22 protein-coding genes are annotated in these 20,407 nt (G+C 67.0%); 7 read left to right on the top strand and 15 right to left on the bottom strand.

The window, feature by feature from the left end; all coding sequences use genetic code 11:
• The first annotated feature begins 16 nt into the window (after positions 1–16).
• The 5 genes from E5P3_RS10175 (at position 17) to E5P3_RS10155 (ending at position 6,237) form a co-directional block, all read left to right on the top strand.
• Positions 17–847 carry an IclR family transcriptional regulator gene (locus E5P3_RS10175; RefSeq protein ID WP_162585861.1) on the top strand — a complete coding sequence of 277 codons (831 nt, stop codon included), beginning with the start codon at positions 17–19 and terminating at the stop codon, positions 845–847.
• A 12-nt stretch (positions 848–859) separates the two neighbouring features.
• Positions 860–1,816 (top strand): AAA family ATPase, encoded by a 957-nt coding sequence (locus E5P3_RS10170; RefSeq protein WP_162585860.1) that lies wholly within the window; start codon positions 860–862, stop codon positions 1,814–1,816.
• Between the two features lie 157 nt (positions 1,817–1,973).
• Entirely contained in the window at positions 1,974–3,707 is a 1,734-nt protein-coding gene (locus E5P3_RS10165; RefSeq protein WP_162585859.1) for a cobaltochelatase CobT-related protein, read from the top strand.
• A gap of 142 nt (positions 3,708–3,849) precedes the next feature.
• Positions 3,850–5,538, top strand: a complete 1,689-nt coding sequence (locus E5P3_RS10160) for a sensor histidine kinase (RefSeq protein WP_162585858.1) — start codon at positions 3,850–3,852, stop codon at positions 5,536–5,538.
• Between the two features lie 9 nt (positions 5,539–5,547).
• Positions 5,548–6,237 carry a response regulator gene (locus tag E5P3_RS10155; RefSeq protein ID WP_232073069.1) on the top strand — a complete coding sequence of 230 codons (690 nt, stop codon included), beginning with the start codon at positions 5,548–5,550 and terminating at the stop codon, positions 6,235–6,237.
• Between the two features lie 12 nt (positions 6,238–6,249).
• On the opposite strand, the gene E5P3_RS10150 is transcribed toward E5P3_RS10155, so the two are convergent.
• The 15 genes from E5P3_RS10150 to E5P3_RS10080 all read right to left on the bottom strand — a co-directional run bounded on the left by E5P3_RS10150 (position 6,250) and on the right by E5P3_RS10080 (position 18,287).
• The gene (locus E5P3_RS10150) at positions 6,250–6,732 is read right to left on the bottom strand and encodes a hypothetical protein (protein WP_162585857.1); all 483 of its coding nucleotides are present in this window, start codon (positions 6,730–6,732) and stop codon (positions 6,250–6,252) included.
• A gap of 437 nt (positions 6,733–7,169) precedes the next feature.
• Positions 7,170–8,081 (bottom strand): type II secretion system F family protein, encoded by a 912-nt coding sequence (locus E5P3_RS10145; RefSeq protein WP_162585856.1) that lies wholly within the window; start codon positions 8,079–8,081, stop codon positions 7,170–7,172.
• Positions 8,082–8,093: 12 nt separating this feature from the next.
• Complete coding sequence (locus tag E5P3_RS10140; protein WP_162585855.1) at positions 8,094–9,086, bottom strand: type II secretion system F family protein; 993 nt, start codon at positions 9,084–9,086, stop codon at positions 8,094–8,096.
• A gap of 24 nt (positions 9,087–9,110) precedes the next feature.
• A complete protein-coding gene (locus tag E5P3_RS10135) occupies positions 9,111–10,484 on the bottom strand; it encodes a CpaF family protein (RefSeq protein ID WP_162585854.1) in 1,374 nt (457 codons plus the stop codon).
• 36 nt (positions 10,485–10,520) lie between these two features.
• On the bottom strand, positions 10,521–11,672 hold the full coding sequence (locus E5P3_RS10130; protein ID WP_162585853.1) for an AAA family ATPase: 1,152 nt from the start codon (positions 11,670–11,672) through the stop codon (positions 10,521–10,523).
• 17 nt (positions 11,673–11,689) lie between these two features.
• Positions 11,690–12,121, bottom strand: a complete 432-nt coding sequence (locus E5P3_RS10125; protein ID WP_162585852.1) for a TadE/TadG family type IV pilus assembly protein — start codon at positions 12,119–12,121, stop codon at positions 11,690–11,692.
• Entirely contained in the window at positions 12,118–12,567 is a 450-nt protein-coding gene (locus E5P3_RS10120; RefSeq protein WP_162585851.1) for a TadE/TadG family type IV pilus assembly protein, read from the bottom strand. Before E5P3_RS10120 ends, E5P3_RS10125 begins: the two co-directional genes overlap by 4 nt.
• A gap of 5 nt (positions 12,568–12,572) precedes the next feature.
• The gene (locus tag E5P3_RS10115; RefSeq protein ID WP_162585850.1) at positions 12,573–13,850 is read right to left on the bottom strand and encodes a pilus assembly protein TadG-related protein; all 1,278 of its coding nucleotides are present in this window, start codon (positions 13,848–13,850) and stop codon (positions 12,573–12,575) included.
• A gap of 84 nt (positions 13,851–13,934) precedes the next feature.
• Entirely contained in the window at positions 13,935–14,135 is a 201-nt protein-coding gene (locus E5P3_RS10110) for a Flp family type IVb pilin (protein WP_162585849.1), read from the bottom strand.
• Between the two features lie 107 nt (positions 14,136–14,242).
• Positions 14,243–14,521, bottom strand: a complete 279-nt coding sequence (locus tag E5P3_RS10105) for a hypothetical protein (protein ID WP_162585848.1) — start codon at positions 14,519–14,521, stop codon at positions 14,243–14,245.
• A 12-nt stretch (positions 14,522–14,533) separates the two neighbouring features.
• Positions 14,534–16,015 carry a type II and III secretion system protein family protein gene (locus tag E5P3_RS10100; protein ID WP_162589623.1) on the bottom strand — a complete coding sequence of 494 codons (1,482 nt, stop codon included), beginning with the start codon at positions 16,013–16,015 and terminating at the stop codon, positions 14,534–14,536.
• A 47-nt stretch (positions 16,016–16,062) separates the two neighbouring features.
• Positions 16,063–16,908 carry a Flp pilus assembly protein CpaB gene (gene cpaB, locus E5P3_RS10095; RefSeq protein WP_162585847.1) on the bottom strand — a complete coding sequence of 282 codons (846 nt, stop codon included), beginning with the start codon at positions 16,906–16,908 and terminating at the stop codon, positions 16,063–16,065.
• A 43-nt stretch (positions 16,909–16,951) separates the two neighbouring features.
• The gene (locus tag E5P3_RS10090; RefSeq protein WP_162585846.1) at positions 16,952–17,536 is read right to left on the bottom strand and encodes an A24 family peptidase; all 585 of its coding nucleotides are present in this window, start codon (positions 17,534–17,536) and stop codon (positions 16,952–16,954) included.
• 59 nt (positions 17,537–17,595) lie between these two features.
• Entirely contained in the window at positions 17,596–17,742 is a 147-nt protein-coding gene (locus E5P3_RS10085; protein WP_174263060.1) for a hypothetical protein, read from the bottom strand.
• Positions 17,743–18,068: 326 nt separating this feature from the next.
• Entirely contained in the window at positions 18,069–18,287 is a 219-nt protein-coding gene (locus E5P3_RS10080) for a hypothetical protein (protein ID WP_162585845.1), read from the bottom strand.
• A gap of 265 nt (positions 18,288–18,552) precedes the next feature.
• On the opposite strand from E5P3_RS10080, the gene E5P3_RS10075 reads away from it, so the two are divergent.
• Both E5P3_RS10075 and E5P3_RS10070 read left to right on the top strand, forming a co-directional pair.
• On the top strand, positions 18,553–19,350 hold the full coding sequence (locus E5P3_RS10075) for an IclR family transcriptional regulator (RefSeq protein WP_162585844.1): 798 nt from the start codon (positions 18,553–18,555) through the stop codon (positions 19,348–19,350).
• On the top strand, positions 19,347–20,357 hold the full coding sequence (locus tag E5P3_RS10070) for a tripartite tricarboxylate transporter substrate binding protein (RefSeq protein ID WP_162585843.1): 1,011 nt from the start codon (positions 19,347–19,349) through the stop codon (positions 20,355–20,357). Before E5P3_RS10075 ends, E5P3_RS10070 begins: the two co-directional genes overlap by 4 nt.
• Positions 20,358–20,407: the final 50 nt, after the last annotated feature.

Here is a 20,407-nt window from a genome sequence, read left to right as displayed (position 1 = left end):
TTTTAGTGAAACGACTATGATCCGGGCCATGGAAGTCGTCAATGCCCTGAAACCCGAAACCGCCGAGCTGAACGGCGACACGCCCACCATGCGCCTGTTCGCGCTGCTGGAGGTGATCGCCGCCAAGGACCAGCGCTACGCCCTGCAAGACCTGGTGGAAGCCACCGGCCTGCCCAAGCCCACGCTGCACCGCATGCTCCAGCAGCTGGAGACCGCAGGCCTGCTGCAGCGCGAGGGCGACAGCCGGCTCTACGGCATCGGCACGCGGCTGCGGCGGCTGGCCGAGAACCTGCTGTTGAACGACAGCCACCATGGCGCGCGCCACACGGTGCTGCGCCAGCTGGTGGAGGAGATCGGCGAGAGCTGCAACCTCACCGCGCTTTCGGGCAGCGAGGTGGTCTACCTGGACCGCGTGGAGACGGCGGCGCCGCTGCGCTTCTACCTGCACCCGGGCTCGCGGGTGCCGGTGCACTGCTCGGCCAGCGGCAAGGTATTCCTCGCGCAAATGAGCCCGGCGCAGCGCCGGCGCCTGCTGGCCCACGCACCGCTGGAGGCCTACACGCCCAGGACGTTGACCGACCTGGACGCGCTGGAGCGCGAGATCCAGCGCGTGCGCAAGGACGGCTGCGCCTTCGACAACGAGGAGTTCCTGCCCGGCCTTCTGTGCATCGCGGCACTGGTGCCGAGCGAGAGCGGGCCTTCCAACCTGTGCATCGCGGTGCAGGCACCGGTGATGCGCATGGACATGGAGAAGGCCAAGAAGCTGCTGCCCGCGCTGCAGCGGGCCGCGCTCGCCCTGTCGCGCATCGACGCAGACACCGAGACCGACGCGCGCGCGCAGGCCTGAAGGACCACCGACATGACCGACATCGCTTCCCTCAAGCCCGAGCGCCTGCTGAGCGTGCGCGAGGTCTTCGGCATCGACAGCGACCTGATGGCGCCCGCCTTCGCCGAGCGCGACGACCATGTGCCCGAAGTCGACGCGGTCTACCGCTTCAACCCCGACGTGACGCTGGCCATCCTGGCCGGCTTCATGCGCGACCGACGCGTGATGGTCCAGGGCCTGCACGGCACCGGCAAGTCCACACACATCGAGCAGGTGGCGGCCCGGCTGAACTGGCCCTGTGTGCGGCTCAACCTGGACGGCCACATCAGCCGGCTCGACCTGGTGGGCAAGGACGCGGTCGTGCTGCGCGACGGCCAGCAGGTGACGGAGTTCCAGGAAGGCATCGTGCCCTGGGCGCTGCAGCGGCCTGTGGCGCTGATCTTCGACGAGTACGACGCGGGGCGGCCCGACGTGATGTTCGTGATCCAGCGCATCCTGGAGCATGGCGGCAAGTTCACGCTGATGGACCAGAACCGGGTGCTGCATCCGCATCCCTCCTTCCGCCTGTTCGCGACCGCCAACACCGTGGGCCTGGGCAACCTCAACGGGCTCTACCACGGCGCGCAGCGGCTCAACCATGCGCAGATCGACCGCTGGAACATCGTGGCCTCGCTCGACTACCTGCCGGCCGGGGAAGAGATCGCGATCGTGCAGGCGCGCGTGCCCTCGATGAAGAACGAGGCCGGCCACGCGATGGTGCGCGCGATGGTGGCGGTGGCCGATCTCACGCGCAAGGGCTTCGCGGCCGGCGACCTCTCTACGCTGATGTCACCGCGCACCGTGATCACCTGGGCCGAGAACGTGGAGATCTTCCGCGACCCGGCGCTGGCTTTCCGCCTCTCCTTCGTCAACAAGTGCGACGAGGCCGAGCGGCCGCTGGTGGCGGAGTACTTCCAGCGCTGCTTCGATCTGGAGCTGAAGGAGGAATGACGCGCTCCCCCAGGTTGGCTCACTTCGTGTAGCCGCCCACCCCCTACCGGGGGCAACACCAGCGGCCCGGCAAAGCCGGTTCCGCGGTGTTCCCCGAACAGAGTGGCTCCATGCGCCGCATGCTGCATTCGCCATGCTGAAGAACTGAGAGAGTGCCGTGAGCAATACACAGAAACAGGTGCGGCATGCGCAGCAGATCGGCGAGCTCTGCGCCGCCTTCATCCGCGCTTACAGCGGTGAGCCCAACCTGCATTTCCGCGGCCAGCGCCTGCACCGCGGCCGCCAGCCCCTGCCCTGGTACGCGCCGCATTTGCATCCCTCGCCGGAGAGCGACGACTTCGCATCCTTCCGCGGCACGGCGGACGGCCTGGCGCTGCGGCTCAGCGCATCGGACGCCGCCCTGCACGAACGCCTGCGCCCCGAAGAGCCGGTCGAGCGCATGCTGTTCGAGATGCTGGAGCAGTTCCGCGTGGAGTCGCTCGCGCCCGAGGCCATGCCGGGCATGCGGCGCAACCTGCGGCATCGCCATGAACAGTGGTCCCTGTCCTTCCACCACTCCGGCCTGACCGATACCGCGCGCGGCCTGCTGCTCTACGCGGTCGCGCAGATCTGCCGCGCGCGCGTCAGCGGCCAGCAGGTGGTGGAGGAGACCGAGGACATGCTGGAAGCCACCCGCTTCGCGCTCTCGCCGCTGATCGGCCATGCGCTCGCGGGCCTGCGCCGCGAACGCACCGACCAGGCGGCCTATGCGGTGCATGCCCGCGCCATCGCGCGCACGGTGGCGGCAATGCTGCATGCCGCCGGCCAAGGAGAGGAAAGCGAGGACGGCCAGGAAGACCGCGAAGCCGAGCCCGACGACAAGCGCAATGTCTTCAGCCTGGTCGCCGACATGGACCGCGAGATCGTCGAAGCCTTTACCACCGCCGACGCCGGCCGCAGCGCGCTGCTGGAGGGCGAAGGCGATGCCTACCGCGTCTTCACCACCGACTACGACCGCGAACACGAGGCGGCCTCGCTGGTGCGCCGGGAACTGCTCGTCGAGCTGCGCGAGACGCTGGACCGCCGCATCGCCGCGCAAGGCATCAATATCGCCCGCCTCGCGCGCGAATTGCGCACCCTGCTCGCCGAGCCCCAGCGCGAGGGCTGGGACGGTGCGCAGGAGGAAGGCCGCATCGACGGCCGCCGCCTGGCGCAGCTGGTCGCCTCGCCTACCGAGCGGCGGCTGTTCCGCACCGAGCGGCTGGAGCCGGTGGCGGACTGCGTCGTCGGCTTCCTGATCGACTGCTCGGGCTCGATGAAGGCGCATGCCGAATCGGTGGCGATGCTGGTCGACGTGATGGCGCGCGCGCTGGAGCAGGCCGGCGTGGCCAGCGAGATCCTCGGCTTCACCACGGGCGCCTGGAACGGCGGGCGGGCCCGGCGCGACTGGCTGCGCGCCGGCCGGCCGGCGCACCCGGGCCGCCTCAACGAGCGCTGCCACCTGGTCTTCAAGGATGCCGAGACGCCCTGGCGCCGCGCGCGCCCGGCGATCGCCGCCCTCCTCAAGCCCGACCTGTTCCGCGAAGGCTGCGATGGCGAGGCGGTGGAATGGGCCTGCGAGCGCCTGGACGCACGCGCCGAGGAACGCAAGCTGCTGCTCGTGCTGTCAGACGGCTCGCCAATGGACAGCGCCACGAACCTCGCCAACGACGACCACTACCTCGACCACCACCTGCAGGACGTGGTGGCGCGGCACGAGCAGGCCGGCCGCATCGGCATCGCGGGCGTCGGCGTTGGGCTGGACCTGAGTCCGTACTACAGCCGCAGCCATGTGCTGGACCTCGCGGCCGCGGGCGGTCCGGCGATGTTCCGCGAGCTGATCGCCCTGATGGCCGGGTTCCATCGACGCTGAAACCGCCCGCCCCGGTGCGTGATATTTCGCACGAAAGAGCTCCTCGCCCTGGCAAAACCCCATACACCTGCTTACCAAAGTAGTAACCTGTGAACAATTCACATGTAGCGCGCGAAGCGGGCCGGCGCGAGGAGAACAACGGATGCGGGTGCAGGGGCTGGAGCGGAAACTGGAGATCGACACGAGCCTTGCGGCGGATGCCGGGGACGCCCGCATGGTGGCGCGGATGCGGCTGGTGCTCTCCGTCTCGGCCCTGCTCGCAGTGTTCGTCGACCCGGCCAGCCTGCGGGGCGTGGACGGTTCGACCTGGCTGCTCTTCTGCGGCTATATCCTGCACAGCGTGGTGGTGTGCGTCTATTCGGAACTGGAGGCGCCGCTCTCGCAAAGCCGGGTGATCCATTGGCTGGACATCTGCTGGTACGCGCTGATCGTGCTGCTGACGGACGGCGTCCACAGCGCCTTCTTCCTGTTCTTCTTCTTCGCCATCCTCACCTCCTCCTTCCGCTGGGGTTTCGAAGAAGGCGCGCGGGTGACGCTGGCCTCGGTCGCCCTCTTCGCGATCTGCGCCATGGCTTCCGCCACCGAGCAGGATCTTCCGCGCCTGCTGCTGCGCTCCACCTTCATCCTCGCGCTCGGCTACATGATCATCTACTGGGGCCGCTCCAAGGTGGAGCTCAAGCGGCGGCTCGCGCTGCTGCGCGCCGTCAGCCGGCTGTCCAATCCGCGCTTCGGCGTCGACCACACGGTCACCGGCATCCTCGAGAAGATCCAGCGCTTCTTCCTGGAGAGCAGCAGCTGCCTGCTGGTCGTGCGCGACAAGGAGTCCGGCGCCTGCTCATTGCGCACCATCCGGCAGGGCGATGCCCATCGTTCCCCCCAGGCCGAGCGGATCGCCCCCGAACTGGCTGCGCTGCTGATGACGCTCGCGCCCCATCGTGCGGTGATCTACCGCCGCGTGCCCTGGCTGCGCCTGCCCGGCCTCGCCTGCGCAGCCACCTACGACGGCGAGAAGGGGCGATGGATGAAGGAAACCCATCCCGCGTGCGACGGCCTGGCCGAGCTGCTGGAAGCCGATGCCTTCATCAGCGTGCCGGTCACCCTGCGCAAGAGCGAGGGCCGGCTGTACGTCCTGTCCCGGTGCGGCGTGTTCCACCGGCCCGATGCGCTGTTCCTGGGGCACGTGGTCGCCCAGGCCTTTCCGGTGATTGAAAACATCGAGCTGCTCGACCGGATGGCCTCGGACGCGGCATCGCAGGAGCGGCAGAAGATCGCGCTGGACCTCCACGACACCGCCGTCCAGCCCTACATCGGCTTGAAGATGGGCCTCAGCGCGCTGCGCAACAAGGCCGCCGCGGACAACCCGCTGGTCGAGGACCTCGACAAGCTGCAGGACATGGCCGCCCGCGTCATCGGCGACCTGCGCCGGTACGCGGGCGCGGTGCGCAACGGGCTGGACCGGTCGGAGCAGGCGGTGCCGATGCTGCTGCGGCAACAGGTGGCGCAGGTGCGCGACTTCTACGGCATCGACATCGCGGTCTGCGTCGAGGGCGATCTCAATGTGAACGACCGCATGGCCGCGGAGATCCTGCAGATCGTCCGTGAGGGCCTGAACAATATCTGCAAGCACACCCTCGCTCATTGCGGCGCCGTCAAGCTGGCCTGCGCGGACGGGCTGATCAGGGTGGAGATCGAGAACGAGGCGGATGGCACGCAGTCGATCGAATTCCTGCCGCGCTCGATCGCCGAGCGCGCCAGCGCCTTGGGCGGCAATGCCAGCGTCCAGCGCGGCACCGGCGGGGGCACCTCGGTGCACGTCGAAATACCCATGTAGGAGGCGGAGATGATGCAACCAGCGACAAAACCGATCGGAGTCATGGTGGTGGACGACCACCAGACGATGCTGTGGGGCCTGTCCAAGCTGATCGACGGCGAGAAGCCGCGCATGCAGGTGATCGGCACGGCCAGGAGCTGCGAGGAGGCGCTGGAGCAGGCCAGTCACCTCACGCCCGACGTCATCCTCCTGGACCTCGACCTCGACGGCAAGAACGCCCTGGACATCCTGCCCGGGCTTCTGTCGAACCCCGCGTCGCGCGCCCTCATCCTGACCGGCGAACGCGAGCAGAAGACGCTGGACATGGCCGTCCTGCAAGGCGCCCGCGGCGTCCTGCGCAAGGATGCCTCCGCCGAGCAGGTGCTGCGGGCGATCGAGCGGGTCCATCGCGGCGAACTCTGCATGGACGCCGAGACGATGAGCCGGGTGTTCTCGGAATTCATGGCCGCGCGGCAGAGCCCCCACGCGGACCCCGAAGCCGAGAAGCAGGCCACGCTGACCGCCAAGGAGCACAAGATCATCTCCGCGGTGGTCCAGGGGGGCGGCGCCTGCAACAAGTCGCTGGCCAAGCAGCTCTTCATCACCGAGCACACGCTGCGCAACCACCTGACGTCGATCTACCAGAAGCTCGATGTGGCGAATCGGCTGGAGCTGTATGTGTATGCGATGAAGCACCAGTTGGGCAGGCCCCTGTCTTGAGGGGCTGCGTGCCTAACGCGCCGGTGCCGTGTCGGCACGCACATGGACCACGGCCGTGTCGTCCGCGTACACCCGGCGCCAGCCTGGCAACTCGTCGAGCACGGCGATGGCGGACGTCCCGGGCGCGAGCAGGGACCATCCGAACCCATGCTCGCCCAGAAAGCCGCCAAAGGCGTATTCGTTGAGTACCTTGCCCTTGCCGCCGGCGGCCATGGCGGCCTCGACCGCGGCCCTGGGCGTGATCATGGGCGCTGGCGCGGACGGCGCCGCGATCAGGAACGGCGCAACGCGCCCCAGGACTGCGATGTTCCTCTGATGCTTCAGCGCCAGGTGCACGAGGCTCAGCAGCAGGACCAGGCGCAGCAACGGCGAGCGTACCCGCCCGCTGAGCCCGAGGGCCAGCACCAGGAGCAACCACAGCTCCGTCGCGCTCGGTTGTTGGAAGTCCGGTGACAGCCACTCCCCGATCCGGGCCAGCGAAAACTTCATCCCCATGATGTGGACCGCGTGCCAGAACACCTGTCAGCCACTGGGGGTCAACATCCCAGCGCCCAGGGACAGCACGACGAAAAGACCCCATGGCCTGGCGGCCGCCAGGCGCGCGCCCGCGCGGATGCGCAACCACGGCGTCCAGCGCCATCCCGGCGCCGAGCAGCAGGCCCAGGAGGAAACTGCCGTGCATGTTGGCCCACAGGACCATCAGGCCGAGCGCCCACCAGGGCGGCCGCGGCGCGCCTCCGCGGCGTTCACCAGCGCGGAGATCCACAGCGCCCGCAAGAGCCAGGCCATCACGTGGGGGCGTGCGAGGTACCCGAGCAACCCGCAATCGTGCAGACGCAGACGATAAGCGGCCACGACAGGCCCCAGGTTCGCACGGCAGGCAGCGCCGCGCCGGCGTTGATCATTGCTTTCATGGGGGTGACCGGCCTTTCCTAAGCTCGCCCTGCGATCATCGGCAGGATCGTGCGGATGATCTGGATCGCCGCCGGGCCCAGGATGACCATGAGGATGGACGGGAAGATGCACAGGACCAGCGGGATGAGCATCTTGGTCGGCACCTTGGCCGCCAGCATTTCGGCCCGGACCTGTCGCTTGTGGCGCAGATCGTCCGAGAAGACCCGCAGCGACTCGCCGATGCTGGTGCCGAAACGGTCGGCCTGCGTCAGCATGGTGGCGAAGGTCCGGATCTCCTCCACGCCGGTGCGCGTGGCCAGGTTGCGCAGCGACTTCTCGCGCGTGCCGCCGGCGCGCATCTCCAGGTTGGTCCAGTGCAGTTCCTCGGCCAGGGCCATGCTCTTGACGCGCATCTCGTCGGTGACCTTGGTCAGCCCGGCGTCCAGGCCGAGCCCGGCTTCCACGCACACCAGCATCAGGTCCGCGGCATCGGGGAAGCTCTCGAAGATCTCGCGCTTGCGGTACCGGGCCATGAACAGGAGAACGATGTTCGGCAGATAGCACCCCAGGAGTGCCGCCACTGCAATATTCAGCAGCAGCGACATGCCGGACAGCTGGGTCGACGCCCTCAGCACGAGAAAGGTCGCCGCCCCGAATACGAAGGGCAGCAGCGTCTTTGCGCCGAAGAACACCAGGTAGGCGTCGGGATGCCGTATGCCGGCATTGAGAAACCGGATGCGCAGCGGCGAGGCGCGCTCCATGTCCGGCGGCGTCGAAAGCTGGGCGAAGGGCGCCAGGATCTTCACCACGGACTCGGTCCATGGCGACTTGCCGTCCTGGCCGGCCATGACCTGGAGCCGCTGCTGCGCCCGGGTGGGCGTCAGCCATACGAAGAGCCCGGCAATCGCCAGCGTGACGGCCAGGAATACCAACAGGGGAAACAGCAGCATTTGCAGCTCCTTCTAGACGCGGATCTTGACGATCTTGATCAGGACCACGACGCCGGCGGCCATCAGCACCAGCATGTACTTCACGATCGTGATACCGATCGGGTCATTCCACAGTGGCGACATGAACCCCGGGTTGAAGGCATTCAGCAAGGCCGCCAGCGCAAAGGGCATGACACCCAGGATCCAGGCCGACAGGCGCCCCTCCGACGACAGCACCTTGATCCGCGCAAAGAGCTTCAGCCGCTCGCGGATCAGGCGGCTGAGGTTGGCCAGGACCTCGGTGAGGTTGCCGCCCGATTCCCGCTGGATCATGACGGCCACCACGAAGTACCGCAGGTCCGTCAGCGGAACGCGCTCGCTCAGGTTCGTCAGGGCCTGCTGCAGCGACACGCCGAAATTGACCTCGTCGCTGACGATGCGGAACTCGTTGGCGATCGGCTCCGCCATTTCCTCGCCGATCATCTGCAGCCCCGAGGCGAAGGAATGGCCGGAGCGCAAGGCGCGCACCATCAGGTCCAGCGCTTCGGGCAACTGCCGCTCGAGCCGGCCCAGCCGACGGGCCCGAAGGTACTGCACCAGCAGCAGCGGAAGCACGGCGAGGACCGCGCCGCAGGCCAGTCCCCACGCCAACGGCTGGTGCAGCGCGCCGGCCACCACGCTCAGGCCGAGAACGCCGCCCGCTGCACACCACAGGAGCAGCATCGAGACGGTCGTGTCGAGGCCCGCCTGCAGGATGAACCTGTCGAGTACCTGCGCGCGCGGCGCCTTCAGCAGGAAGCGCTGCAGCGCGGGGACCTCGCTCATCAGGCGCTCCTTCACCAGATGGGCCTGATCGCTCAAGTCGTGCGCAGCCGACAATGCGCGCAGGCGCTTCTCGACCTTCTTGGCCTCCGGGCCCTTATAGGACTTCCAGATGAGGTAGAGCCCCTCCAGCAGCAGCAGCACGGCCACGAAGACGAGCACCGAGATGATGACGAAGACATTCCCGCCGAAGTTCTGCAGCATGGCCGTGGCTCCTGGTTGTTCCTGCTATTCGTAGTGCCGGGTCGGATCGAACATGGCATCGGGCAGGACGATGCCGAAGGCGCGCAACCGCTCGGCGAACTTCGGCCGCACGCCGGTCGCGTGGAAATGGCCCTGCACCAGCCCGTCGGTGCCGACGCCCGTCTGCTTGAACGCGAAGATCTCCTGCATGGTGATGACATCGCCCTCCATGCCCGTGATCTCCTGGATGCTCGTGATCTTGCGCCGCCCGTCGATCAGCCGCAGCGCCTGGATCACCACCGTGATGGCCGAGGCGATCTGCGAGCGCGCCGCCTTGTGCGGGAGGTTCAGGTTGGCCATGCCGATCATGTTCTCCAGCCTCGACAGCGCGTCGCGCGGCGTGTTGGCATGGATGGTGGTGAGCGAGCCCTCGTGGCCCGTGTTCATCGCCTGCAGCATGTCGAAGGCCTCGGCCCCGCGCACCTCGCCGATCACGATCCGGTCAGGCCGCATGCGCAGCGCGTTGCGCACCAGGGCTCGCTGCGTGATCTCGCCCTTGCCTTCGATGTTCGCCGGCCGGGTCTCCATGCGGATCACGTGCGGCTGCTGCATCTGGAGCTCGGCCGCGTCCTCGATGGTCACGATGCGTTCGGATTCGGGGATATAGCCCGACAGGATGTTCAGCAGCGTGGTCTTGCCGGCACCCGTGCCGCCGGAGATGAGCGTGTTGACCTTGGACTTGCCCAGGCCTTCGAGCATGAAGGCCATCTGCGGAGTCAGGCTCTTGAGGTCCTGCACCAGGTTCTCCATCTTCAGCGGGATGTGGGCGAAGCGGCGGATGGACATCATCGGCCCGTCTAGCGCGACCGGCGGGATGACCGCGTTGACGCGCGAGCCGTCGGGCAGGCGCGCATCGACCATCGGGCTGGACTCGTCGATGCGGCGCCCGACCAGCGACACGATCTTGTCGATGATGCGCAGCAGGTGCTTCTCGTCGGTGAAGCCGACGTTGGTGCGCTCGAGCCGCCCCTTGCGCTCGACGTAGATCTGGTCGTAGGAGTTGACCAGGATGTCCGAGACCGTGGGGTCCGCCATCAGCAGCTCGATGGGCCCGAAGCCCAGCATCTCGTGCTGGATGTCGCGGATCAGCGTCCGCTTCTCGATGTCGTTCACCGCCGTCTGCTCCTCCAGCAGCAGGCGGCCCACCATGGCGGAGATCTCCTGCCGCAACTCCTCGGGCGGCAGCGTCTCCAGCGCCGCCAGGTCGAACTTCTCCAGCAGCTTCAGGTGCATCCTGCTCTTGAGCATCTTGTACGAGCTGGCCTCGATCGGATTGCCCAAGGAATCGGAGGCCGTCAAAAGCGAGGCGCCCACGATGGGTTCCATCGCGACCGCGTCCAGTTGTTCCCGGAATGACATGGTGAACTGCCTTGTGGTGAGAGGAATGGGGGCGCACTACGCCCTGCGAAAGAGTCGCGCGAAGAAGCTCGTGTTCTGCTCCTGCCGCGGCACCAGCGACAAGGCGAACTCGGCCAGGCAGCGGCTCGCCGGATGGCCGCGGGACATCCGCACCAGCGGAACACCCCGATTGATCGAGGCGTCGATTTCCTTGGCGGACTCCCCCAACACGAGCACCGGGGTCGCATTCAGCGAGCGCTGTATCTCCGGAATGCCGATCTCGCCGGCCTTCTCAAAGCGATTGACGATCAACTCCATCTTGCCCGCCGCGTAGCCCAGCGACTTGAACACCGCCATCAGCTTGGTTGCATTGCGCAGGGCCGGCAGGCCGGGCTGCAGGACAAGGTAGATGCAGTGGGCCCGGTCGAGCGCCCGGATCGCCAGGTTGTTGAGGTTGCGGCCGATGTCGAGCAGCACGAAGTCGTACAGCGTCACGGCCAGCCCGATGATTGCGTCGATATGCTCGGCCTTGACTTCCATGGCCTTCGTGAGGTCCTCCGGCGCGGCCAGCACGCTGAAGTTGGGGGCGACCTTGACCGTGCTGGCCACGAGGAAGGAGGCATCGAGCCGGCTGATGTCGTGCGCGACATCCGCCACCGTGGAGGATGGCTTGCCGTCGCTCACGAACGCAAGCGCATCGCCGAACTGCAGGTTCAGGTCGATCAGGAGCACCGAGCTGGTCTCGGCCAGCTGGCAGGCCAGGTTGGTCGCCACGAAGGTCGCGCCGCTGCCGCCCTTGCAGGGGATGAAGGCCAGGACCTTGCCGGCCTCGGGGCGCTTCACCTTCTGCAGCTTCGCCGCGACGCGGCCGATCGCCGCCTCCAGCGCGTCCGGGCTCGCCGGCGATGGCAGGACCTCGCGCACGCCGGCGCGCATCGAGCGGATGAGGAACTCGGGCGTCTGGGTCGCGCACAGCAGGATCACCGCGACCTGGGGATGGTGGGTCGTGACGTACTCGACCAGGGTGAGCTCCTCGGGATCGCAGCACATGCCATCGACCAGCATCAGGTCCGGCTTGTCCCGCTCGGCGACCACGTGCATCTTGCTCTTGCCGCCGTCCACCACGCTCACGGTGTGCGCCTGGGCCTCGAGCAGTCGGCTCATCTCCTGGAGATGGTTCTTGTTGGGCGAGATGATGGAGATTTTCATGGTCGGCAGTCCAGGTTTCACGAGCAAATGGCAGCGCTGTTGGGGTCCTGCCGCATGATTTCCCGCGGCAGGAAAGTCGAGAAGGTGGGCATCGGGATGGGTGCGATCGCGGCGGCGCCGGCGATGGGCGAGATCCACTGGTAGTTGAGCCCGGTGATCGTCACCGTCACCCCCTGGCAGGTGGCGGCGGTGCAACCCGCCGGCGTCCAGGCTACGTTGATGGTGTTGATCTGCGGCAGCAGCGTGCGCATCCGCGCGAGCACCTGCGCCTGCTGGCCGGTGTCGTCGCACACCACGGCATAGCGCGCGCCGGCGCGGGTCGCTTCCTGGGCCGCGCTCCAGGTGAAGAGCATTCGACTGAAGTCCGTGATGCCCAGCGTGAAGGTCAGGAAGATCAGGAGGCCGAAGGCGAACTCGACCGTGGTGGCGCCGCTGTGCCTGTTTCTCATGTCGCAGCTCGCATGGTGGCGGTGATGTTGCCGAACACGATGTCGCCGTTGGCATTGCCGAAGGCGATGCCAAGCACGCTCGTGAACAGGGAGTGGAAGGTGTAGTTGCTCACCCGCACGGTGACCGTGTTGATGACCGGATTGGTCCCGGCGCTCTGCCAGGTGCAGCAGGTCCCTACCGGTACATTGGCGAGCGAGAGGCTGCGGGCGAGCGGCGTGCCGCTGCCGGCGATGTTGCCGTAGACGATGAGGTTGCGCGCCTCTGCGACATGAGTGCCGGGCGTCTGGTACGAGAGGTAGCGCACCGCATCGCGCGTGGACTTGGTGACCGCGTTGTATTCATAGAGAGCGCGGCCGAACTCGGTCGTGACGAAGGTCAGCAGCAGGAGCAGTGGAATGATCAACGCCAGCTCGACCAGCGCGACACCTCGTTGTGCGGATCGCATGGCCTTCACCTCACCAGGACGGGCACAAGCGGCCCGGCCCCACCGCCCGCCAGGCCGCTGGTGACGCAAGGGCTGTTCGCGGCCCCCGCATTGCCGCGAAACTCGAGCTGCACGTTCGACATCGGGATCGACAGCGGCTGCAGCATCAGCATGCAGGCGTAGTCGACGACCTGGTTCGCGCCGTTGATGACCGGCACCGTCACGATCCGGCGGTTGCGACCGTATTGCTTGTGGCCGCCGGTAGCGTTGCCCGGCGCGGCGAGTTTCTGAAAACTGTTCATGGACAAGCCGGTGATCGACTCGCAGCTGTTCGCGCCCCTCACCCGCGTGCCCGTGTCGGCACAGGACGCGAAGGCCGCCCGCTTGGTGACGAAGTTCTGCGCGGTCGGCGCTGCCGCGCCCGGCGCGGGGCCGTCGTAGGCGTTCTGCTGGGCCGGCCAGTTGCTCGCGGTGTAGGCATAGCCCGTGAAATCCGGGTTTCCGATCAGGGACGAGGGATCGCCGGTGTTCTTGTAGATGCCGAAGCGGAAGTTCCACGCATCGGCCACCGAGCTCTGGACGCCGGGCGTGCCCAGTGTGTCGCCCACGCGGGTGCCGCAATGTCCGTTGAGCTCGGCCTCGGTCTCGGAGGCGCTGTTCGACCCATCGAGGTTGGCCCAGCCGATCTCGCCGCCCTGGGCTGCGTTCTGCGCGTTGATGAGGGTGATCCACTCGCCCACCGCGAAGCCGTAGTTCGGCGCGGTGCCACCGGGCTTGGGCTTGAGCGCCACCGGCACCGGGCAGGTGGTCTGTGCGCTTGCGCGGGTGGCGACCGCGTTCGCAACCACGCTGTGGGTGGCGGGGAAGGCGGCCCCGCCGCCGGAGAAGGCGCCCATGGCCTTCAGCAGCCAGCCGTTGATGTTGGGCTGGGTGTGCTGGCATTGCGCATAGCGCGCCGCCGCGGGCGAAGTGGTCGCCGCGTACGCGGCATCCCGGAAGCTGATGTTGGCCACGACGATCTGGCCCTGGTTGGCCCAGGTTCCCGATTGCATGTTGACCCGGTTGAGATTGCCCGCCGTCATGCCGGCGCTGCGTGCGCGGTCAAGTGCAGTGGGTTGGCTGTCAAGCTCCTGCGCTGCGGCCAGGGCACAGCTGTCCATGGCCGTCTGCAGCTCGGTCTTCACCACGAACAGATGACCGAAATCGAATGCGATGCCCATGAAACCGAGCAGGAACAGCAGCAGGAACGCGGCGGTGACGATGTAGGCCCCGCGTTGGCGTCGACGGATTGCTGCGCTGCGCATGGTCAGTCCCAAATGGTCGATGAAGGGTGGACGATGGGACCGCACCTCCCCTGAGGTCGCGGCCACCGTTGCGTCCGGGTGGGCTCAGGTGCAGGCCGGGCCTGTCAGGCAGGTGATGACGCGTGTGACGAAGGCCGCGAACGGGCCGTTGCCTGCCGTCAGCAGCGTGGAGAGAGCGACCACCAGGGCGATCGACACCACGGCGATGATCAGTGCGTACTCGATCACTTGCGCGCCTTCTTCATCCTTGAGAAAGGAACGGGCGGAATTGAGAAGCTTGTTCATGTGATTACCTTTGAAGAGAAATTGATAAAGGAATGGGTGAATGGCTGACGTCTCGCTCGATATCGGCTCCTTTCCAAGTAGATGGCTGCTGTCGCGGCCGTTTCGAATCAACGCGAAGAGCCGATGCTCCCGCCAATGTTGATGACGTTCACCGCCGGGGGTGGCTCCTTGTAGCTGTCCTGGTAGCGCTGCATCGTTTCCCGCGACGCCCGGCCGTCCAGTCCGAGCGCTTCGTCGCGCTTCTTCCCCGCTTCGGGATTGATGGTCATCTTTCTCTTGGCGTCGCGCACTGCATCGCCGAAGCGTGCGTCGTAGTGCGGTGTCGTCGTCGAGCAACCTGTGACAAGGCTGATGAGCGCCGCGATGGCGAGAAATTTCTTGGTCATGGCGGTCCTCATTTAGTGGTCTTGCGGGGCATACGGCGCAGGTGTCGAGCTCTCGAGTGCGCCGTTGAAATAGACCTCGGCGCGGCTGGGAACGACGTGGTTGTCGGTCGGCAGCCGCGGCGATTCGGTCAGCGGCTTGACCATGCGCGGGGTGATCACGAACAGCAGTTCGGTCTGGTCATTCTGGAATTCGGTGCTGCGCGCCAGCGCACCAACCACCGGCACCTCGCCCAGCCCAGGGAAACGCTTGACGGATTCGGTGACGTTGCTCTTGATCAGGCCGGCAATGACGAAGCTCTGACCATCGTTAAGTTGAACAGTCGTGTCGGCCCGCCGAACCGTGAGCGAGGGCAGGACCGAAGTCACACCACCGACGGTCGTGAAGGGAGAGCCGGTCTGCGATAGGTCCGAGACTTCTGAGACCATCTTCAGATGGACGCGGCCGCCGTCCAGCACCGTAGGAGTGAACTTCACTCCGATGCCGAATTCCTTTTCTTCCAGCGTAATGGTCGGAATGCCGCCGAGGTTGCTCTGCGAGACCGGAATGTAGATCTTGCCGCCCGAGAGGAAGCTCGCCTGCTGGCCGCTGATGGCCATGATGTTGGGCTCGGCCAGAACCCGCACCAGGCCGTCGTCCTTCTGGCCGTCGAGCCCGATCCGGGTCCGGCCGACCCGGAGCGCCTCGACGAAGCCACCGCCCTCGCTCAGGAAGCTGGAGATCAGTGAATACTGGTTCGCACCGGCGCTGCTCGACCGGGCCAGCGCGAGGCGCGAACCCAGCCGATCGAGCAGCGTCTTGCTGACCTCGGCGATCTTGACCTCGAGCATGACCTGTTGCGGGGCCATGACGCGCAGCAGGTTGACCACCTTCTTGCCATCGCCATAAGACGCGGCCAGGCTCATCACGTCTTGGAGCCGGAGCGCGTCGCTGACCTCGCCCGTGAGCACGATGGCCCGCTCCGCCCCGCGCACCTTGATGCCCTTCTCCTCCGGCATCAGTTCCGCCAGCTTCGCCTGCAGCGCCAGCGGATCGACGGTGACGACGATGTCCTTGATGAAGCAGGTGCCCTCCGCGTTCTGCAGCACGACGTTCATGGAACCGGCGGTCCGGCCCTTGAAGAACAGGTCCGTGGGGCTGAGCAGCATGACCTCGAGGTCGCCGACACCATCGTTGGCGTTTCCCGGCGAAGCCGGAGCGCCGGCAGGCATCGCGGTACCCGGCGCGGACATCGGTGCTGCCGCTGGCGCCCTGCTACCGCCGCCCGAATGGCCGCCGACCAGAATGCGCGTCACCCGCGACTTGAGCGGGATGACGGCGGACTTGCCCAGCATCACATAGGTGGGCTGCTCGTCGGAGATCACGGAGGTGCAGCGCCTCGTCGCCGGGGCGGCCGGGACGGGCGCCACCGTGGCTGCGCCCGGCACCTGGGCGGCGAAGGGGCCGTCTGCCGCATGGCTCGGGACGGCGGTGCACGCGAGAGCCGCGAGCACCATGGCGAATTGGCTTTTCTTGTGCACTTGGTCTTCTCCTCGATACCTTGTTAGAAGCAGCTGAGCGCGCGGCTGGCGCCCTGTATGACCTCCACGCACTCCACCGGCTGGCGGACCGCGGGCCTCACGACGGAAACTCGCGGCCTGGCCGGTGCGGGCGCGGGTGCGGCAAGCGACACGGGCACGATGGCCTTGTCGCCGAAAAGCTGGCTCTTGGTGATGCCGGCGGTGGCGACCTTCTCCTTGTCGATCTGGTTGCGCAGCACCAGGGACAGCGTGCCGACGCTGCGTGCGAGGTCGAGTTTTTCCGAGTCCTCGAGCGAGAGCTCGAGCGTCACCGCACTGACCACCTTCGGCTTGGTGTCGTCGCGCCCGGCCTCCTGCGCGACCGCCAGCACCAGCACGTGTTCCAGCACGGTCTTGCTGATCTGCACGCTGTCCTCGCCCTTGACCTTGTCCTGCTGGGCGTTGACCACCACGTCGACGTAGTTGCCGGGCAGCGCGAAGCCGGCCACGCCCACCACCTCGTTGACCCGGACCGTCATGGCGCGCTTGCCTGCGGCGATCACCGCCGAGAGGCCGCCCTGCGTGCCGACAGGCGCGAGCTTGCCTTCCATCAGCGCTTCGCCGCGAAGCACGCCGACCTTGACCACGCGGTCCTGCAGCGCTTGCACATCCGTGAAGGCCCCTGGCGGCACCGAGCCGCTGGGCCAGTCGACGGTCGTCAACATCTGGGCGTTGACGCGGCTGCCCAGCTCGATGTCGACGGCCGCGACCACCACCTTGTTCGACGCGACGCCGCCTTGCCGGGAAACCCAGCCGGTCGCGTACACGGCGGCGGCCAGGCCGGCCAGCAGCGCCAGGACGAGTAGTGCGATTGCCTTGATGTTCCTCATGGGATGCCTCGCTTGAAAAATGGATTGCAGACGGCGCGCCGGTCTAGACGAAGCCCAGTTGCCGGCTCAGCACGTAGCCGATCGTTCCGGCGCTGATGCACACGCCGTAGGGGAGCTTTCCGATGGATTGGCCCGCGTGCATCCGGGCGTCGGGCCGCACGCCCGCCAGGCTGAGGGTCACGAGGTCGCGGAGCACATCCCGCGTGTTAGCCAGCATCCGGCCGACACGGCCCTTGAGCAGCGCAAATCCGATGGCGCCGACGCCGCCGGCGATCAAGGCGCACAGCACCGCCTGGAAGGTCTCGTCGAGCCCCAGGAACGCACCCACCATCGCCATCAGCTTCACGTCGCCCGCCCCCATCGCATGCAGCATGTAGAGCGGCAGCAGCAGCAAGAATCCGAGAAGCAGCCCCCCCGAGGCCATCAGGAGGGCCGAGCCAGGCGACACGGCGATGACGGTCTTGTAGACCAGCGCGAAGGCGGCGCCGCCGAAGGTCAGCCAGTTGGGAATGCGGTAGGTGCGGTAGTCGGTAACGCCCGCAATGACCAGCAAGGCAATGAGCACCGCGGTGCGCGGGTCGAACACCAGCATCGCAAGGAGCTCGAGCAGCGCGTGAAATTCCTGCATTTGGCGACTTCTCTCTCTCGTCCGATCGACGGCGTATCAGGAGACCCGGCGACCGGGCCTCATGTGTTCTTGTTCCAGGCCAGGACCAGCAACATGCAGAAGACGAGCACCAGCGAGCCGACCAGGGCGCATTCCATGAAGGAGGCGCCTGCCTCGCTTGTCAGCAGCTCGATGCCCATGGACGACAGTGATTCGCCGATTCGCATGCATCTCTCCAAGCCATTCCTCGACAGCCCATCCGCCGGTTTCACCGGCCGATGTCTTGCCTTGGGAATGACTGTAGATATGCAAACAAAGGTCTACATGAGCGTGACGTCCTGACTTGCGCAGGACAGATCGCCCGCGGCAGCAGGGCTGCCGGTCATGACAAAACGCCTACTTAAGTATTCAGGCTGGATCGGTCACGCAGCGCGCAGCCCCGGCGCGACGGGCGGGCCGGGCGGACGCGATGGAAGAGGCGCAGGGGGAGAGATGGGCGCCCGCGGGGCATCGGGCGCAGGCCCGTCAGGGCGGAGCCGCTGCAGCGGCGAGTTCAGCGAATGCTGACGCCGTACGTTCGCGAGTGATGCGATCCGGCGTGGCCACGGTCGGAATCCTCCAGCGTGGCAAGCAGCGTGGTGGACTCCCTCACCCGCTCGCTCATGCGCTCGTTCAAGGGCTTCCAGCCGCGATACATCGGCACCACGACCAGCCAGCCGATACCGATCACGCCTCCCAGGGCGCCCAAGTAGTGCCAATGCATCATTTCCATTTGCGATCCCTCCGGTTCGTTTTCGGCCCGGATGTCGCCGGACGAGCGCGCGAGTGTGCCCGCTTCTGCGGCAGTTCCAATTGCGACTTTGGTCGTAGAGAGGGTCTTTCGACTTACAAATCCACCGATTCCGAGAAGCTTTGCACAGTGATTAATCCTCAAGCTCAGGGGGAGCCCGGTTGACAGGCTCGGCTCCGACACATAGAGTTGTTCCAAATGTGCGAACGATGTTCCATAATTTAGAACATCAGACCCAGGAACCCCATTGGACTCCACGCTCGCCAAGGGCCTAGCCGCCCTCGAATGGATGGTGCGCCAGCAGCGCGACTGCCGCGTGACCGACCTGGCCCAGGCCTTCGGCATGGCGCGCAGCAATGCGCACCGCACGCTGCAGACGCTGGTGGAATGCGGCTGGGCGGTGCAGGACCCGACGACCAGCGCGTACCGGCCGAGCCTGCGCCTGTTCGAGCTCGGCTCGCTGGTGGCCGAGGTGGCGGACATCGGCGCGCTGCTGCGCCCGCACCTCGCGGCGCTGGCGCAGGCCACGGGCGAGACCATCCACCTCGCGGTGCTCGACGGCGCAGAGATCGTCTACCTCGACAAATTCGACAGCCCGTTGCCGGTGGCGGCCTACTCGCGGGTCGGCGGCCGGGCTGCTGCCTATTGCGTGGCTTCGGGCAAGGCGCTGCTGGCTGCGGCGCAGCTCGACACCGCCGCGCTGCGCGCGCGCCTCGGCCAGCTGGCTGCGCACACGCCCAACAGCATCACCGTCTTCGACGCGCTCCATGCCGAGCTCGAGCGCACCCGCATCCGTGGCTACGCCGAGAACCGCGAGGAATGGCGGCTCGGCGTCTGCGGGCTGGGGGCGCCGGTCTTCAACGCGCGCGGCGAAGCGATTGCCGCCCTGGGCATGAGCGTGCCCTCCATCCGCTTCGCGCGCACCCAGGCACGCGGGCTCGCCGAGCAGGTCATGGCCTGCGCGCGCGATGCCAGCACCACGCTGGGCTACCGGGTTGGCCCGGGGCCGATGACGACGACCCCCAAGAAAAGGAGACTGGAATGAATCGTTTCGCCCCCTGGCTGCGCACCGCGGTCCTCACGGCGGCTGCGCTCGCCGCGCCCCTCGCCGCGCAGGCACAAGGCAGTAGCGGGAGCAACGGCAGCAACGGCGCCGACTACCCGAACAAGCCCATCAAGTTCATCGTCCCCTACCCGCCCGGCGGCGGCACCGACGTGATCGCGCGCATCGTGCAGGAGCGCTTCCAGGCCCAGCTCGGCCAGCCGGTGCTCATCGACAACCGCGGCGGCGCGGCGGGCTCGATCGGCACGGACATTGCGGCCAAGGCGGCGCCGGACGGCTACACGGTGCTCTTCACGCTCTCCTCGCACACCATCAATCCGGCGATCTACACCAAGCTGCCCTTCGACACGCTGAAGGACTTCGAGCCGGTCGCGATGGTGGCCTCGCTGCCGCAGATCCTGGTGGCCAACATCAACTTCCCTGCCAACAACGTGGCCGAGCTGGTGAAGGTGGCCAAGGCCAAGCCGGGCTCGCTCTCCTTCGCGACGGTGGGCAACGGCTCGCCCGGCCACCTGGCCGGCGAACTGTTCAAGCTGCGCACCGGCACCGAAATGACGCACGTGCCCTACCGCGGCGGCGGGCCGGCCGTGACCGACGTGATGGGCGGCCAGGTACCGCTGCTGTGGGTGTCCATTCCCGCGGCGGCGCAGTTCGTCAAGGCCGGCAAACTCAAGGCGCTCGCCGTCTCCACCACCAAGCGCAGCGCCGCCTTCCCCGACGTGCCGACCATGCAGGAGGCGGGTATCGCCGACTTCGAGGTCGATTCCTGGTACGCCATGTTCGTGCCTTCGAAAACGCCCAAGGCCGCGATCGAGAAGCTCAACCGCGTGGTCAACACGGTGGTGCGTGAGCCAGAGATCCGCGACAAGCTGCTGGCCCAGGGCAGCGAAGGCGTCGGCGGCACGCCGGAGCAGCTCGGCAAGGTGGTGTCGACCGAGATGGTTCGCTGGAGCAAGCTCGCCAAGGAAGCCAGCATCAAGGTGGACTGAAATAGTTCTCCCCCAGGTTGGCCCACTTCGTGTGGCCGCCCACCCCCTCT

This window comes from Variovorax sp. RA8 (genome assembly GCF_901827175.1).
Lineage (GTDB): Bacteria > Pseudomonadota > Gammaproteobacteria > Burkholderiales > Burkholderiaceae_C > Variovorax.
The sequence above is the reverse complement of the archived record's forward strand: the minus strand, read 5'-3'. Positions and strand labels throughout refer to the sequence as shown.